Source organism: Limimaricola variabilis (assembly GCF_014195545.1).
Classification (GTDB): Bacteria; Pseudomonadota; Alphaproteobacteria; order Rhodobacterales; family Rhodobacteraceae; genus Limimaricola; species Limimaricola variabilis.
On record NZ_JACIBX010000002.1, the window covers coordinates 155346 to 170550 of the forward strand.

At 68.1% G+C, this 15205-nt stretch carries 19 protein-coding genes; 12 read left to right on the forward strand and 7 right to left on the reverse strand.

Going from position 1 to position 15205, the window contains the following annotated elements; translation table 11 throughout:
* Positions 1-12 precede the first annotated feature (12 nt).
* From FHS00_RS03810 to FHS00_RS03855, 10 genes are all read left to right on the forward strand, one after another.
* Positions 13-2169, forward strand: a complete 2157-nt coding sequence (locus FHS00_RS03810; RefSeq protein WP_183470045.1) for a RelA/SpoT family protein — start codon at positions 13-15, stop codon at positions 2167-2169.
* A gap of 11 nt (positions 2170-2180) precedes the next feature.
* Entirely contained in the window at positions 2181-2837 is a 657-nt protein-coding gene (locus FHS00_RS03815; RefSeq protein WP_183470047.1) for a DUF2062 domain-containing protein, read from the forward strand.
* Between the two features lie 22 nt (positions 2838-2859).
* Positions 2860-3609 carry a pyridoxine 5'-phosphate synthase gene (locus tag FHS00_RS03820; protein ID WP_183470049.1) on the forward strand — a complete coding sequence of 250 codons (750 nt, stop codon included), beginning with the start codon at positions 2860-2862 and terminating at the stop codon, positions 3607-3609.
* A gap of 235 nt (positions 3610-3844) precedes the next feature.
* Positions 3845-4432, forward strand: coding sequence for a hypothetical protein (locus FHS00_RS03825; RefSeq protein WP_183470051.1), 588 nt, complete (start codon positions 3845-3847; stop codon positions 4430-4432).
* A gap of 162 nt (positions 4433-4594) precedes the next feature.
* A complete protein-coding gene (locus tag FHS00_RS03830) occupies positions 4595-5035 on the forward strand; it encodes a PA2169 family four-helix-bundle protein (protein WP_183470052.1) in 441 nt (146 codons plus the stop codon).
* Positions 5036-5141: 106 nt separating this feature from the next.
* Positions 5142-5549, forward strand: a complete 408-nt coding sequence (gene acpS / locus FHS00_RS03835; protein WP_183470054.1) for a holo-ACP synthase — start codon at positions 5142-5144, stop codon at positions 5547-5549.
* A 218-nt stretch (positions 5550-5767) separates the two neighbouring features.
* Positions 5768-6619: a signal peptidase I gene (gene lepB / locus FHS00_RS03840; protein WP_183470056.1), complete on the forward strand. Its 852-nt coding sequence runs from the start codon at positions 5768-5770 to the stop codon at positions 6617-6619.
* Complete coding sequence (gene rnc / locus FHS00_RS03845; protein WP_183470058.1) at positions 6616-7296, forward strand: ribonuclease III; 681 nt, start codon at positions 6616-6618, stop codon at positions 7294-7296. The genes lepB and rnc overlap by 4 nt, the downstream gene beginning before the upstream one ends.
* On the forward strand, positions 7293-8324 hold the full coding sequence (gene era, locus FHS00_RS03850; RefSeq protein ID WP_246391033.1) for a GTPase Era: 1032 nt from the start codon (positions 7293-7295) through the stop codon (positions 8322-8324). Before rnc ends, era begins: the two co-directional genes overlap by 4 nt.
* On the forward strand, positions 8317-8655 hold the full coding sequence (locus FHS00_RS03855) for a DUF1491 family protein (protein WP_183470060.1): 339 nt from the start codon (positions 8317-8319) through the stop codon (positions 8653-8655). Before era ends, FHS00_RS03855 begins: the two co-directional genes overlap by 8 nt.
* Here FHS00_RS03855 and FHS00_RS03860 read toward each other — a convergent pair.
* Genes FHS00_RS03860 through mbfA form a run of 6 tightly spaced genes read right to left on the reverse strand, consistent with a single transcriptional unit; the run spans position 8652 to position 13197 of the window.
* Positions 8652-9560 carry an ornithine cyclodeaminase family protein gene (locus tag FHS00_RS03860; protein ID WP_183470062.1) on the reverse strand — a complete coding sequence of 303 codons (909 nt, stop codon included), beginning with the start codon at positions 9558-9560 and terminating at the stop codon, positions 8652-8654. The two genes, FHS00_RS03855 and FHS00_RS03860, sit on opposite strands and share 4 nt — an antisense overlap.
* Positions 9557-10177 (reverse strand): HAD family hydrolase, encoded by a 621-nt coding sequence (locus FHS00_RS03865; RefSeq protein WP_183470064.1) that lies wholly within the window; start codon positions 10175-10177, stop codon positions 9557-9559. The genes FHS00_RS03860 and FHS00_RS03865 overlap by 4 nt, the downstream gene beginning before the upstream one ends.
* Positions 10174-10629, reverse strand: coding sequence for a YaiI/YqxD family protein (locus FHS00_RS03870; RefSeq protein ID WP_183470066.1), 456 nt, complete (start codon positions 10627-10629; stop codon positions 10174-10176). The genes FHS00_RS03865 and FHS00_RS03870 overlap by 4 nt, the downstream gene beginning before the upstream one ends.
* Positions 10626-11456, reverse strand: coding sequence for an S-formylglutathione hydrolase (gene fghA / locus FHS00_RS03875; RefSeq protein ID WP_183470068.1), 831 nt, complete (start codon positions 11454-11456; stop codon positions 10626-10628). The genes FHS00_RS03870 and fghA overlap by 4 nt, the downstream gene beginning before the upstream one ends.
* Positions 11453-12160 carry a nitroreductase family protein gene (locus FHS00_RS03880; RefSeq protein ID WP_183470070.1) on the reverse strand — a complete coding sequence of 236 codons (708 nt, stop codon included), beginning with the start codon at positions 12158-12160 and terminating at the stop codon, positions 11453-11455. Before FHS00_RS03880 ends, fghA begins: the two co-directional genes overlap by 4 nt.
* Before the next feature lie 59 nt (positions 12161-12219).
* Positions 12220-13197, reverse strand: a complete 978-nt coding sequence (gene mbfA / locus FHS00_RS03885) for an iron exporter MbfA (RefSeq protein WP_183470072.1) — start codon at positions 13195-13197, stop codon at positions 12220-12222.
* A gap of 118 nt (positions 13198-13315) precedes the next feature.
* Between mbfA and FHS00_RS03890 the strand changes: the two genes are divergently transcribed.
* The gene (locus tag FHS00_RS03890; protein ID WP_183470074.1) at positions 13316-13933 is read left to right on the forward strand and encodes a TetR/AcrR family transcriptional regulator; all 618 of its coding nucleotides are present in this window, start codon (positions 13316-13318) and stop codon (positions 13931-13933) included.
* On the opposite strand, the gene FHS00_RS03895 is transcribed toward FHS00_RS03890, so the two are convergent.
* Positions 13930-14661, reverse strand: coding sequence for an NYN domain-containing protein (locus FHS00_RS03895; protein ID WP_183470076.1), 732 nt, complete (start codon positions 14659-14661; stop codon positions 13930-13932). The genes FHS00_RS03890 and FHS00_RS03895 overlap by 4 nt on opposite strands.
* A gap of 171 nt (positions 14662-14832) precedes the next feature.
* On the opposite strand from FHS00_RS03895, the gene FHS00_RS03900 reads away from it, so the two are divergent.
* The gene (locus tag FHS00_RS03900; protein ID WP_183470078.1) at positions 14833-15189 is read left to right on the forward strand and encodes a DUF1428 domain-containing protein; all 357 of its coding nucleotides are present in this window, start codon (positions 14833-14835) and stop codon (positions 15187-15189) included.
* Positions 15190-15205 lie beyond the last annotated feature (16 nt).

Consider the following 15205-nt stretch of genomic DNA (forward strand, 5'->3'; position numbering starts at 1 on the left):
AGGACGCGCCAGATGACTTCCGCAGACGAGCTGATCGCTCTGGTCCGCAGCTACAACCCGGCCACCCGCGACACGCTGATCCGTGACGCCTATGCCTTCGGGCAGGAGATGCATGAGGGGCAGTTCCGCAAGTCGGGCGAGCCCTACTTCATGCATCCCGTCGCGGTGGCGGTGATTCTCGCCAAGCAGCAGATGGACGACGCCACGATCGTCACCGCGCTGCTGCACGACACGATCGAGGACACCCGCGCCTCCTTCTCGGATGTCGCGAAGCGCTTCGGCCGCGAGATCGCCGAACTGGTCGACGGCGTCACCAAGCTCACCAACCTGCAGCTCTCCTCGACCCGCACCAAGCAGGCCGAGAACTTCCGCAAGCTGTTCATGGCGACCTCGCGCGACCTGCGGGTGACGCTGGTGAAGCTCGCCGACCGGCTCCATAACATGCGCACGATCCGCTCGATGCGGCCCGAGAAGCAGGCCCAGAAGGCGCGCGAGACCATGGAGATCTACGCGCCGCTGGCAGGCCGGATGGGCATGCAGTGGATGCGTGAGGAGCTCGAGGACCTGTCGTTCCAGGTGCTCAACCCCGAGGCACGCAACTCGATCATCCGCCGCTTCATCATGCTCCAGAAGGAGGCCGGCGACGTCGTCGAGCGGATCACGGCCGACATGCGCGCCGAGCTCGACCGCGCCGGCATCAAGGCCGACCTCTTCGGCCGCGCCAAGAAGCCCTACTCGATCTGGCGCAAGATGCAGGAGAAGGATCAGGGCTTCTCGCGGCTGTCGGACATCTACGGCTTTCGCGTCATCACCGACAACGAAGCCGACGCCTACCGCGTGCTGGGCGTGATCCACCAGCGCTGGCGCGCCGTGCCGGGCCGGTTCAAGGATTACATCAGCCAGCCGAAATCCAACGGCTACCGCTCGATCCACACCACCGTGTCGGGCCGGGACGGCAAGCGGGTGGAGGTGCAGATCCGCACCCGCGAGATGCACGAGGTCGCCGAGACCGGCGTCGCCGCGCACTGGTCCTACCGCGACGGCCTGCGGGTCGAGAACCGCTTCGCAGTCGACCCGGCCCGCTGGATCGCGCAGCTGACCGAGCGGTTGGAAACCGGCCATGATGACGAGGATTTCCTCGAGGCCGTGAAGCTCGAGATGTACCAGGACCAGGTGTTCTGCTTCACGCCCAAGGGCGAGGTCATCAAGCTGCCCCGCGGCGCCACGCCGATCGACTTCGCCTTCGCGATTCACACCCGCATCGGCTCCGCCTGCGTTGGCGCCAAGGTGGACGGGCTCCGGGTACCGCTCTGGACCCGGCTCAAGAACGGCCAGTCGGTCGAGATCATCACCGCCGACGGGCAGCGCCCGCAGGCGAGCTGGATCGAGATCGCGGTGACCGGTCGGGCCAAGGCCGCGATCCGCCGGAGCTTGCGCGAAGAGGACCGCGAACGCTTCGTCAAGCTCGGCACCGAGCTGGTGCGCGTCGCCTTCGAGAATGTCGGCCGTCGCGCAACCGACAAGGCGCTGCGCACCGCCGCCAAGACCTTGGGACTGGAAAGCGCGACCGAACTGCTGGCCCGGCTCGGCTCGGCCGACCTCACCACCCGCGAGGTCGTGCAGGCGCTCTATCCGGAGCTCGCCGCGCGCGGCGACACGCAGGAGGTGGCGCAGGAGCGCGCCGTGGCAGGCCTCGCCGCCGGGCAGAGCTTCCGCCGCGCGCCCTGCTGCCAGCCCGTGCCGGGCGAGCGGATCGTCGGCATCACCTTCCGCGGTCAGGGCGTCGTGATCCACGCGATCGACTGCCCCGCGCTCGAGCATTACGAAGAGCAGCCCGAGCGCTGGCTCGACCTGCGCTGGCAGGACGGGACGCACGCCCCGGTCAACACGGTGACCCTCGACCTGACGGTGACCAACGACGCGGGCGTCCTGGGCCGGATCTGCACGCTGATCGGCGAGCAGTCGGCTAACATCTCGGACATGACCTTCCTCGACCGCAAGGCCGACTTCTACCGCATCCTGGTCGATGTCGACCTGCGCGACGCGGAGCACCTGCACAGGGTGATGACCGCGCTCGAGGCCGAGAGCCACGTCTCCTCGATCGAACGGCACCGCGATCCGTCGCGCGCGCTTCCTGCACCGCACGCCCCGGCGCCGGCCGGGGGCTGATCGGGGGCGCGGTGGTCTTCAAGCGGCGCGACAGGCGGTCGGTGGGCCGCGCGGTGGCCGAGACGCTCTATCCGCGCGGCGGCTGGCGCCGCGCTTTCGGCTATGTCCGCCACCGGCTGCAGCGGCTGCCCGACACCCCCGAGAAGATCGGCCGCGGCATCTTTGCCGGCGTGCTGGCGAGCTGGACGCCGTTCTACGGGCTGCATTTCATCATCGCCGTAATCTTCGCCAAGATCGGGCGGGGCAACATCCTCGCCTCGCTGCTGGGCACCTTCTTCGGCAACCCGCTGACCTATGTGCCGATCGGGGTGGTGGCGCTGCAGACCGGCCATTTCATCATGGGCCGGCCGCCGCATCGCGACATAGAGACCTCGCTGGTGGGCAAGTTCGCCGCTGCGGGCGAGGATCTGTGGCACAATTTCGGAGCGCTGTTCGGGCCGGACCGCGCCGATTGGCGCGGGCTGACGCTGTTCTACCACGACGTCTTCCTGCCCTATCTCGTGGGCGGCATCCTGCCCGGGCTGATCTCGGCCTTTGCCTGCTACTGGCTGTTCGTGCCGGTGATCGCGGCCTACCAGAACCGCCGTCGCAAGAAGCTCCGAGCCAAGCTGCAGACACTGGGAAAAATTCCGTCCGTCCCGGCTGACGACGGGCCCGGACCGGACTAGTCTGCGTCCAAAGGAGACGATGATGACGGAACTCAGGCTCGGCGTGAACATCGACCACGTGGCGACGGTGCGCAACGCGCGCGGCGGCGACACCCCCTCCCCCGTCCGGGCTGCCAAGCTCGCCGAGGAGGCCGGTGCCGACGGCATCACCGCGCATCTGCGTGAGGATCGCCGCCACATCTCCGACGCCGATATCGAGGCACTGATGGCGGCGCTGAAGCTGCCGCTCAACTTCGAGATGGCCGCGACCGATGAGATGCAGGCGATCGCGCTGCGCCACCGCCCGCATGCCGTCTGCATCGTCCCCGAACGGCGCGAGGAGCGCACCACCGAGGGCGGGCTCGAGGTCGCAAAGGACGAGAACCGTCTGGCGTATTTCATCGCGCCGCTGCGCGAGGCGGGCTGCCGGGTGTCGATCTTCATCGCCGCCGACCGCGCCCAGATCGACGCCGCCGCCCGGATCGGGGCGCAGGTGGTGGAACTGCATACCGGCGCCTATTGCGAGGCGCATGCGGCGGGCGATCTCGCCGCCCGCGACGCCGAGCTGGCGCGGATCACCGAGATGACGACCCATGCGCATGATCTCGGTCTCGAGGTGCATGCCGGGCATGGCCTGACCTATGACACGGTCGGGCCGATCGCCGGGCTGCCGGAAATGCGCGAGCTGAACATCGGCCACTTCCTGATCGGCGAGGCGATCTTCCGTGGGCTGTCCCCGGCGATCGCGGAGATGCGGCGCCGGATGGAGGCGGCACGACGGGTGATGCGCTGAAACGGTTCCCGCCCCGCGCGATCACGATTGCAGCCCTTCGGGTCTGAAACCCCTGTTCTGCAAAACCTTGCCGACCATCCGGCAGCTTCCTGCCGCCTTCTGGCGGGTCGCATCACTGCCCGCGAAAGTGGCAGGAACATGAGGCCGTCGCCGCCGTTCTGCCCTCCGAGACCGCCGGGGCCATTCACCCCCCTATCGCCCCGGCCGGTCAGAACCCTGGAGGAAAGGAACGACCATGTTCATGAAATCCAAGACCCTTGTCGCCGCCACCGCGCTGTCGATCGCCGCATCCGGTGCTTTCGCCCAAGGCCAGGAAGGTCTCGTCAACGTGTCCGTCGACGACAACACCGTGCAAGTTCCCGTCGATGTGGCGGCCAATGTCTGCAACATCGACGCCAATGTGCTGGCGACCGACTTCGTCGGGACGGAAGACTCCGCCTGCACGATCGACCAGAGCACCGCTGCCAAGAACGGTATCAAAACCGGTAAGGGCAACAGCGGCCATATGGAAAACACGGCCTCGAACGGCAAGAGCGGCAAGCAGGAGGGCCTCGTGAACCTCTCGCTCGACGGCAACACCATCCAAGCCCCGGTCGCGGTCGCCGCGAACCTTTGCGACCTCGACGTGAACCTCATCTCCAAGAAGTTTCAGGGCAAGGACAAGACCGCCTGTGAAATCACCCAGGAGCAGGCCGCCGAGAACGGTCTCGACACTTCGGGTCTGAGTGACAGTGATATGACCGATGCGACGGATACGGTGGAGGACACGGTGGACACCGCCACCGACACCGTCACCGATACCGTGGACAGCGCGACGAACTGATCCGCGTCATGTTTCGCTCCGAAAGGCGCCCGGCTCTCCGGGCGCCTGTTTTCATGGCGAATCCGCCCGAAATTCGCCTCGAATCAGGATCGTTCCGAGGCGCCACGCGTTGTCACTCCAAGCGGCCCCCGAGGGGGCACCCACAAGAAACGGAGACACGACATGGCTGATCATCTCGACACCATCAAGAAGCTGCACACCCGCGTCATCGACAGCCGCGACGGCTATAAGCACTCGCGCGAAGAGGTGAAGGACGAGCGCGGCTTCGTCGGCTTCTTTGATCGCCGCATCGCCGAGCGCGAGCAGTTCCACACGGTGATCCACCGCCAGCTCGCGGCCGAGGGCGTCGAGGTGAGCGAGAGCGGCTCGACCGCCGCCGCAGCACATCGCGGTTGGCTGTCGCTCAAGGATTCGCTGACCGGCAATGACGAGGCGGTCTATGACGAGATCATCAACGGCGAAGAGCAGCTGTTGAAGCTCTATGACGACGCCATCGCCGCCACTTCGGGCAAGCCGGAATGGTCGTTCCTGGCCAGCCAGCGCGCCGACGTGGAGAAGGCGATCACCGAAGCGAAGAGCGAGAAGACCCGCCACGCCGCCTGATCGCCGATCCTTTGGTTCCTGATGCGCCGCCCTCCCCGAGGGCGGCGCTCTTTTGCGCGAGGGCCGCGGATTGCCCGACCCCGCGGCATCGGCTAGGCAAGGTCGCATGATCCTCGGCATCGGCACCGACCTCGCGAATATCGACCGCATCGCCGGCGTCCTCGAACGCCATGGCGACCGCTTCCGCAACCGCGTCTTCACGGATGTGGAGCAGGCCAAGGCCGAGCGCCGCCGCGACGTGGCCGGCACCTATGCCAAGCGCTGGGCCGCCAAGGAGGCCTGCTCCAAGGCGCTGGGCACCGGCCTCAGGATGGGCATCGCATGGAAGGACATGGCGGTGTCGAACCTGCGCACCGGCCAGCCAGTGATGGAGGTGACGGGCTGGGCGCGCGAGCGGCTCGACGCGATGACTCCGCCCGGATACGAGGCGATCATCCACGTGACGCTTACCGACGACCACCCTTGGGCGCAGGCCTTCGTGGTGATCGAGGCACGGCCTCTCGCCGGGCACTGATGCGCGCGGCGCGCCGCTGGCGCATCGACGGCCCCCGCCTGCTGCGCGCCCTGCCCTTTCTCGATGCCATGTCGACCGAGACGGCTCTGGCCTGAGCGCCCCGTTGCGCCGGGGCTGGCCTTGCGGTTTCGCGCGCGCTAGATGGCGCGTCTGGCGGTTTCCTTGACTAATCCCCCCGCCCCCCGCATGTAGCCCCGAAACCCAAGGGACCAATCCGCATGGCCAGCAGATCCGACACCGAGAAGCAGGGCTTCGTCCACAGCGTCTGGGAAACCATCAAGACGGTGTTCTGGGCGCTGCTGATCGCGGGCATCTTCCGTACCCTGTTCTTCCAGCCGTTCTGGATCCCCTCGGGCTCGATGAAGGACACGCTGCTGATCGGCGACTTCCTCTTCGTCAACAAGATGGCCTACGGCTACTCCTACGCCTCCTGCCCCTCGGTGCGGCTGGCCTCGCTGGGCGTCGACATCTCGGCCGAGGATGTCTGCGGCTGGGCCAAGGGCGACAACGACCGGCTCTGGGGCGAATACCCCGAGCGCGGCGACGTGGTGGTGTTCCGCCACCCCGTCACCGGAGAGGATTTCATCAAGCGCGCCATCGGCCTGCCCGGCGACCGGATCCAAGTCCGCGACGGGCGGCTCTTCATCAATGACGAGGCGGTGGGCCTCGAACCCGCCGGCACCTTCACCGAGGTGATGGAGCGGCAGGGGCCGCAGGGCCTGCTGCCGCGCTGCCGCAACGGCGCGGTCGGCATGGGGGCCATCTGCGAGAAGACCCGCTATACCGAGACGCTGCCCAATGGGCGCAGCCATGACGTCCTCGACATTACCACCCAGTCGTCGGACAATACCGGCGTCTACACCGTTCCCGAGGGGCATCTGTTCTTCATGGGCGACAATCGCGACAACTCGACCGACAGCCGGGTGCCGCAGAACGCGCGCGGCGTGGGCTTCGTGCCCTTCGAGGACCTCGTCGGCCGGGCCGACCGGATCATGTTCTCCTCGGCCGGGCGCTCGATGCTGGCCTTCTGGACCTGGCGCTCGGACCGCTTCTTCAAGGCGGTCGAGTGAAGCTTTCGGCCGAACTGCGCGCCTTCGCGACCCGGCTGGGGCACGAGTTCTCGCGTCCCGAGCTGCTGTCGCGCGCCGTCACCCATGGCTCGATCTCCGGGCCGATGCGTGACGACAACCAGCGGCTGGAGTTCCTCGGCGACCGGGTTCTGGGGCTGGTGATGGCCGAGGCGCTGCTCGAGGCCGACCGGAGCGCCACCGAGGGCCAGATCGCGCCGCGCTTCAACGCGCTGGTCCGCCGCGAGACCTGCGCCGAGGTGGCCCGCGAGATCGAGATCGGCACGGTGCTGCGGCTCGGGCGCTCGGAGATGAAGTCGGGCGGACGCCGCAAGGAGGCGCTCTTGGCCGACGCGATGGAGGCGGTGATCGCCGCCGTCTATCTCGATGCCGGCTTCGAGGCGGCGCGCAACGTGGTGCGCAGGCTCTGGGGCGAGCGGATCAACCGGGTCGAGGAAGACGCCCGCGATCCCAAGACGGCGCTGCAGGAATGGGCGCAGGCGCGCGGCGAACCGCCGCCGGCCTATGCCGAGACCGGCCGCGAGGGACCGGACCACGCGCCGGTCTTCACCATCGAGGTCAGGCTGGCTTCCGGCGCCAGCGAGAACGCCACCGCCGGGTCGAAACGGCAGGCGGAACAGGCGGCGGCAGCCGCGCTTTTGAAACGGGTGAGCGAATGAGCGACCAAGATCAGACGCCGGAAGGCGACGAGACCCCGGACGCCGCTCAGGGCCCCGAGGCGCTGCACGAGGATGGCCTACCGGGCGCGCCGATCGGCGGCGACCAGGAGGGCGAGGCCGGTCCGACCCGCGCCGGCTATGTCGCGCTGATCGGCGAGCCCAATGCCGGGAAATCGACCCTGCTGAACCGCATGGTCGGCGCCAAGGTGTCGATCGTCACCCACAAGGTGCAGACCACCCGCGCCCGCATCCGCGGTGTCGCGATGGAGGATCGCGCCCAGATCGTCTTCGTCGACACGCCGGGCCTGTTCCGGCCGCGCCGCCGGCTCGACCGCGCGATGGTCGCCGCCGCCTGGAGCGGGGTGGCCGATGCCGACATGGTCGTGCTGCTGATCGAGGCTCATCGCGGCATCACCGACGGCGTGAAGGCGATCCTCGAGGCCCTGCCCGAACGGCTCGGTCGCAAACCCGTCGCGCTCGCGATCAACAAGATCGACAAGGTGAAGTCCGAGGTCCTGCTCAAGCTCGCGCAGGACTGCAACGACGCGCATCCCTTCGTGAAGACCTTCATGATCTCGGCCGAGCGCGGCCATGGCGCCGCCGACCTCAAGGCGTGGCTGGGAAGCCAGATGCCCGAGAGCCCGTGGCTCTACCCCGAGGACCAGCTCGCCGATCTGCCGCTGCGGATGATCGCCGCCGAGATGACGCGCGAGAAGCTCACCCTCCGGCTGCACCAGGAACTGCCCTACGAGCTGACGGTCGAGACCGAGAGCTGGCAGGAGCGCGACGACGGCTCGGCCCGCGTCGACCAGATGATCTACGTCGCCCGCGAGGGCCACAAGGGCATCGTGCTGGGCAAGGGCGGCGAGACCATCAAGTCGGTCTCCAAGGCCGCGCGTGAGGAGTTGTCGGAGTTCCTCGGCCGCAAGGTACACCTGTTCCTGCAGGTGAAGGTGCGCCCGAACTGGCTCGAGGAAAAGGAGCGCTACTCCGAGATGGGGCTCGATTTCCGCGACGGGAATGGCTGAGCCGCGGCTCGCCACCGGCATCTGGGTCTCGGCCTATCTCGCGCGGCTCCGGCTGCACGACATCCCCGCCTTCGTCACCGCCAAGGGCGACGAGACGGCGGGGGCGGTGCTGGTCAAGTCCAACACGCTCGACGGACAGGGGCGGCTGTTCCAGCGCAGCCTCGACCTGATGACCGGTGCGCGGGCCTGGATCACGCTGGCCGAGGGCGAGGAGGCCGAGGTCGATGCCAGCATCGAGCGGCAGCGGCGCTTCGACCCCGATCTGTGGGTGATCGAGGTCGAGGACCGGCAGGGCCGGACGCTTCTCGACGAGCCGGGGCTGGCCGATTAACTCCGGTCCGCCGCGCGCCAGCGGTCGAGGATGTGCCGCGCCACCATCAGGTCGAGATGCGCGCCGCCGCCGTTCTTAAACAGCGTGATCTCGTCCTCGCTCCCGCGTCGGAACAGCTTCGGCTCCGAGAACTCGGCCACAACGTCCTCGCGCGCAATCGCACCTGCCTCAAGCGGGATCTTCAGCTCGCCGATATGGTCGAGCGTGGTGGCGCGCGCATCGACGAAGATCCGCGCCCGCTGCAACGCCCGGTCGTCGGCCTCGCGCATGTGCGGGGTGAAGGCACCGATCAGGTCGAGATGCGTGCCGGGGCGCAGCCAGTCGCCCCGCACCACTGGCGCCTTCGCCATGGTCGCACAGGTAACGATATCAGCCCGGCCCACGGCCTGCTCCAGATCCTCGGCGATCTCGATATCCGGATGCTGCGCCTTGAGCCGCTCCGCCCCCTCGCGCGAGCGGTTCCAGACCGTGAAACGGGCTTCGGGGAAGGCCGCCCCGTAAGCCTCGCACAGCGAGGCGGCGACGTTGCCCGCGCCGACGATCAGGATCTCGCGACTGTCGGGCCGGGCCAGTTTCATCGCGCCTAGCAGGCTGTCGGCGGCGGTCTTCCACTTGGTGACGAGGTGAAAGTCCACCACAGCCTCCAGCGTGCCGTCCTTGTCCGACAGCAGGTTCACCGCGCCGTTGATGCTCGGGCCCTGGTTGCCCGGAAAGATCGTCGCGACCTTCACCGCGATGCCCAGCCCCTCGATCCACGCCGAGCGGTTCAGGAGCGTGTCCTCGCCACGGTAGAGGAATGTGTCGGTGACCTGCGCCGGCGGCAGATCGTGCCCAGCCTCGATGGCGCGGGCCATGGCGATCCAGTCGAGCTTCGCTTCGGCCTCGAAGGGGACGATCTCGGTCATGCGGCCTCCGCCTCGCTGAGCAGACCCTCGGCCACCAGCCGTCCGGCCAGCCCCTGGGGCCCGGTGAAGTGATGCACCTGCCAGCCGCGCGCTTGGGCGGCGGCGATGTTGTCGGCGCGGTCGTCGGTGAACAGGAGCCGCTCCGGCGCCACGCCGGTGTCGCGCTCCAGCCGCTCGTAGATCGGCGCGTCGGGCTTGGCCATGCGCAGATGCCCCGAGACGAACAGCGCGTCGAACTCGGCGAAGACAGGGTAGTGTGCGCGGGCGATCTCGAAGGTCTCGACCCCGAAATTCGACAGCGCGAAGACCGGCACGCCGCGCGCCTTCAGGGCCCGCAGCAGCCGGCCCGAACGCGGGATCTCCGGGCTCGCCATCTCGATCCAGCGGTCGTGCCAGAGCATGATCTCGGCGGTCCAGTCGGGATGCGCCTCGGCCAAGGCCGCGACCTGCCCGTGGAAGTTCTCGCCCAGATCGACGCGCTCGTTCATGCCATGCAGGTCGACCGTGGCGAACAGCTCGGCCCGCCGCGCTTCCCCGATCGCCGCGTCATAGACCCGCTCGGGGTTCCATTCGATCAGCACGTTGCCGATATCGAAGACAACTGCCTCGATGCTCATGCGCCCGCCTCCCGCGCCGCCTTGCGCAGCGCCCGTTCCAGCGCGTCGAGAAAGCGCGAGCGGTCGGCCTTGGTGAAGCCCTTGCCACCGCCCTGGCGGAACGGGTCGGCAGCGCGCAGGTCGGCCATCAGGTCGCGGGTGGCCAGCACATTGCCGATATTGGCCGCGGTCAGCGGCTCGCCATTGTGCTTGAGCACCTGTGCCCCCGCCTCGACGCATTTCGCGGCGAGCGGGATGTCATTGGTGATCACCACGTCACCCATCTTGGCGCGGTCGGCGATCCACATGTCGGCCACGTCCGGCCCCTCGGGGACGATCACCGTCTCGACATAGGGGTTCTGCGACGGGCGCAGCCCGCCATTCGAGACGATGGCCACCTGCACTTTGTGGCGCGTGCCCACCGTTTCGCACTCGGCTTTCACCGGGCAGGCATCGGCGTCGACATAGATCATGACCAGAGCGCCGCGGCGTGGAAGTCGACATGGTCCTCGATGAAGGAAGACACGAAGTAGTAGCTGTGGTCGTAGCCGCGCTGGAGCCGCAGCGTGCCGGGCTGGCGCCGCTCGGCCATGGCGCGGGCGAAATGCTCGGTGCCGAGCTTGTCGCCGAACTGGTCGGCGGTGCCTGTGTCCACCAGAAGCGGCCCGTCGAAGCCGGTCTTGGTCATCAGCAGCGTCGCATCGTGGCGCGCCCAGGCGGCCTCGTCCTCGCCAAGATAGGCGGTGAACTGGCGGCGGCCCCATTCGCTCTGGGTCGGGTGGCAGATCGGCGCGAAGGCCGAGACGCTTCGGTATCGCCCCGGCAACCGCATCGCCATGGTCAGCGCGCCGTGACCGCCCATCGAATGGCCGGTGATCGCCTGCCGTCCCTCGTCGATGGCGAACTGTCCCTCGAGCAGCGCGGGCAGCTCCTCGGCGACGTAGTCCCACATCTGGTAATGCCTGGCCCAAGGATCCTGGGTGGCGTTCAGGTAGAACCCCGCCCCCTGCCCCATGTCGAAGCCCTCGTCATCGGCCACGCCGGTGCCGCGCGGCGAGGTGTCGGGAAACACCAGCGCGATGCCCTGCTCGGCGGCCCAGCGCTGCGCGCCGGACTTGGTCATCGCGTTCTCATGGGTGCAGGTGAGGCCCGACAGGAACCACAGCACCGGCACCGGCCCCTCCTGTGCCTCGATGGGCAGGAACAGCCCGAAGGTCATCTCGGTGCCGGTGGCCTCGCTCTGGTGGCTGTAGACCCCCTGCACGCCGCCAAAGCAGGTGTTCTCGCTGATCGTCTTCATGTCGTCTCCGTATCCGCCGAGATCACGGTGAGGATCTCTTCGAGCGGTTTCTTGATCATGGCTGCCGCCGGAACGGTAGCGCCCTCGGCCGGGTGGCCCACCGCGAGGATCATCACCGGCTTCTCGGAGGCCGGGCGGTCGCAAAGATCGGTGAGGAATTTCATCGGGCTCGGCGTATGGGTGAGCGCCGAGAGCCCCGACAGGTGCAGCGCACCGATCAGGAAACCGGTGGCGAGCCCGACGCTCTCGGGCACGTAGTAATGCTTGTAGCGCGTGCCATCCGGCTTGGTGCCCCAGCGCTGGGCGAAGACCACGATCAGCCAGGGCGCGACGTCGAGATGCGGCTTGGAGGCGCCGGTGCCGATCGGCTCGAGCGCGGCAATCCACTCGTCCGGCGCGCCGCCCTCGTAGAAGGCGCGCTCCTCCTCCTCGGCGGCGGCACGGATCTGCGCCTTGAGGCCCGGATCCGAGATCGCGACGAAATGCCAGGGTTGCTGGTTCGCGCCCGAGGGCGCGCGCCCGGCGGTGGCGATCGCCGCCTCGATCACCGCGCGCGGCACAGGGCGGTCGCTGAACTCGCGGATGGTGTGGCGCGTCGCCATGGCGTCGAAATGCGCGCGCGCAGCCGCGAGGATGGCCTCGTCGGTCATCTCCGGTCGCTGCGGCAGCGGCGTGGCGCGGTACCCTGTCGTCTCGATGCTCATCGTGCCCTCCCCCTGCGAAGGGGCAGTCTCTCCAAAGCCATCGCCCGGCGCAACCCGGCTCAGCCGCCGCCGATCAGCACCCCAGCGGCAAAGACCAGCGCGCCGCCCAGCACCACCTGAAAGGCGGCCCGGAAGAAGGGCGTGTCCATGTAGCGGCTCTGGATCCAGGCGATCGCCCAGAGTTCGATGAAGACGACGACGATGGCGGTGATCGTGGCGGTCCAGAAATGCGGGATCAGGTAGGGCAGCGCGTGGCCGAGCCCGCCCACCGTGGTCATGATCCCGGTGGCCAGCCCGCGCTTCACCGGCGAGCCGCGCCCCGAGAGCTGCCCGTCATCGGAGGCCGCCTCGGTGAAGCCCATCGAGATACCCGCGCCGACGCTGGCCGCGAGCCCCACGAGGAAGGTGGTGTGCGTGTCCTGCGTGGCGAAGGCGGTGGCGAAGATCGGCGCCAGGGTCGAGACCGAGCCGTCCATCAGCCCCGCCAGCCCCGGCTGCACATAGGTCAGCACGAATTGGCGCCGCGCCGCGTGATCCTCCTCGACCCGCGCCGGGCCGGTCAGGTGCTCCTCCTCGAGCGCCCGCGCGGTGCTGCGATGCTCGGCTTCGGCGGCGGCGAGATCGCCCAAGAGCCGCCGCGTCGCCGCGTCCGAGGCACGGGCGGCGGCGCGGGCATAGAAGGCGCCCGCCTCGCGCTCCATCTCGGCGGCCTGTCCGCGGATCGCGTCGAGCCCGAGATTCTCGGTGAGCCAGACCGGGCGGCGGGTATGAAACCCCGCCACATGCTCGCGGCGCAGCAGGGGGATCGTCTCGCCGAAGCGGGCGCGGTGCAGCTCGATCAGCTGGCGGCGATGCCCGTCCTCCTCCTCCGCCATGCCCTCGAACACCGCCGCCGAGGCCGGGAAGTCGCCGCGCAGCCGGTCGGCATAGAGCCGGTAGATCCGCGCGTCGTCCTCCTCCGAGGAGATCGCCAAGGCCAGGATCTCCCGCTCGCTGAGATCGTCGAAGCGGCGGCGGGAGGTGAATCCGGGAATCATCGGGCGGCTCCTTTTAGAACGATTCCAATCTACGGGACGTCGCGCCGCTGACAAGTCCGGCGGCGCTGGCCGGGACCCGTCTGGCGGGCTACTGTCTCCGACAGCCTCAGGAGGACCGATGACCGCCCACGAACCCCGCATCCGCAAGGGCCGCAAGTACGACCAGGTGCTCGACGGCGCCCGAGAGGTGTTCATGGGCGCGGGCTTCGAGGGCGCCAGCGTCGACGACATCGCTCGGGTTGCGGGCGTGTCCAAGGCGACGCTCTACAGCTACTTTCCCGACAAGCGGCTGCTGTTTCTCGAGGTGATGCGTGTCGAATGCAGCGCCCAGGCCGGCACCGCGCTCTCCGCGATCGACACGACCCGGCCGGTGCGCGAGGTGCTGTGCGAGACGGCCGAGCGGATCATCGGCTTCTACACCTCGGAGTTCGGGCTGCGAATCTTCCGAATCTTCGTCGCCGAGAGCGCGCGCTTTCCCGATATCGGCCGCGCCTTCTACGAGACCGGGCCGCAAATGGGCCGGCGCTACCTGATAGGCTTTTTCGAGCAGGCGATCGGGCGCGGCGAGCTGCGCATCGATGATCTCGCGCTCGCCGCCGACCAGTTCTACGAGCTGTGCCGGGCCGATCTCTTCGCCCGGGCGATCTTCTGCGTCTCGGACGATTTCTCGCAGGCGGAGCGCGACCGCGTGGCCCAGGGCGCGGTCGACACCTTCCTCGCCCGCTACGGCGGTTAGTCCTTGCGCCGCACCTGCAGCTGGTTGCCCTGCTTGCGGGTCTCGAAGCGCTTGAGCTCCAGCACCAGCTCCGACAGCTTGCGCTTGCCATAGCTGCGCACGTCGAAATCGGGGTTGTCGGCGGTGATGTACTGGCCGATCGGCCCGAGCGGATACCACTCGTCGTCATCCTGCTCGATCTTGTCCATGGCGCGCAGGATCAGCGGCACCGCCTCGAGCGGCGACTTCTTGCCCGTCGGCGCGGCCGGCGTCTCGCCCGGCGCGGCGTCGGCCTTGGCGGCGACCGGCTCGTCCATGATGTTCTCGATCAGCACGAAGCGGTTGCAGACGTTGCGCAGCGATTCCGGTGCCTTGGCCTCACCGATGCCGATCACGTCGAGCCCCTGCTCGCGGATCCGGTTGGCGAGCGCGGTGAAGTCCGAATCCGACGACACCAGCACGAAGCCGTCGAAGCGGCCGGTGTGCAGGATGTCCATCGCATCGATCACGAGACCGATATCGGAGGCGTTCTTGCCCTTGGTGTTGGCGGTTTCCTGATGCGCCACCAGACCCAGCGCGCGGACGTTGTCGGCCCAGCCGCGCAGCCGCTCGGCCGACCAGTCGCCATAGACCCGGCGCAGCGCCGGCTCGCCGAAACTGGTGATCTCCTTGAGGATCGGCTTGGCGAAGCGCGCCGGGATGTTGTCGGCGTCGATCAGCACGGCGTAGAGCGGGCGGGTCTCGGGCATGTCGGGCCTCCTTCGGTGATTGTATCGGCCATCGCCCTCCTGAGGCCCACCGTCAAGTCGAAGCAATCGGCAAGATCCGAACGAAACATGAACATTTTGTTTGCGAGACTCGGGCAGGCGGGCGTAGCCTTTCCGCACGGTCCTTGGCGGATCGGCAAGGAGGAATGGATCATGAGTTTCATCGACGGATTTGTCGCCGCGGTTCCGAGCGACCGCAAGGACGACTACATCGCCTTCTCGCGCGAAAGCTGGATGCTGTTCAAGGAATTCGGCGCGCTGTCGATGCGCGAATGCTGGGGCAGCGACGTGCCGGATGGCGAGGTCACCTCGTTCCCGATGGCAGTGCAGAAGAAGCCGGAGGAGACGGTGGTCTTCTCGTGGATCGAATGGCCCGACAAGAGCAAGCGGGACGCCTGCATGGCCAGCATGGAAAACGATCCGCGATGGGAGGCGATGAGCCCCGACAAGATGCCCTTCGACGGCAAGCGGATGATCTATGGGGGCTTCGAGCCGGTGTTCGAGAGCTGAGAATTGATAGGTGGCC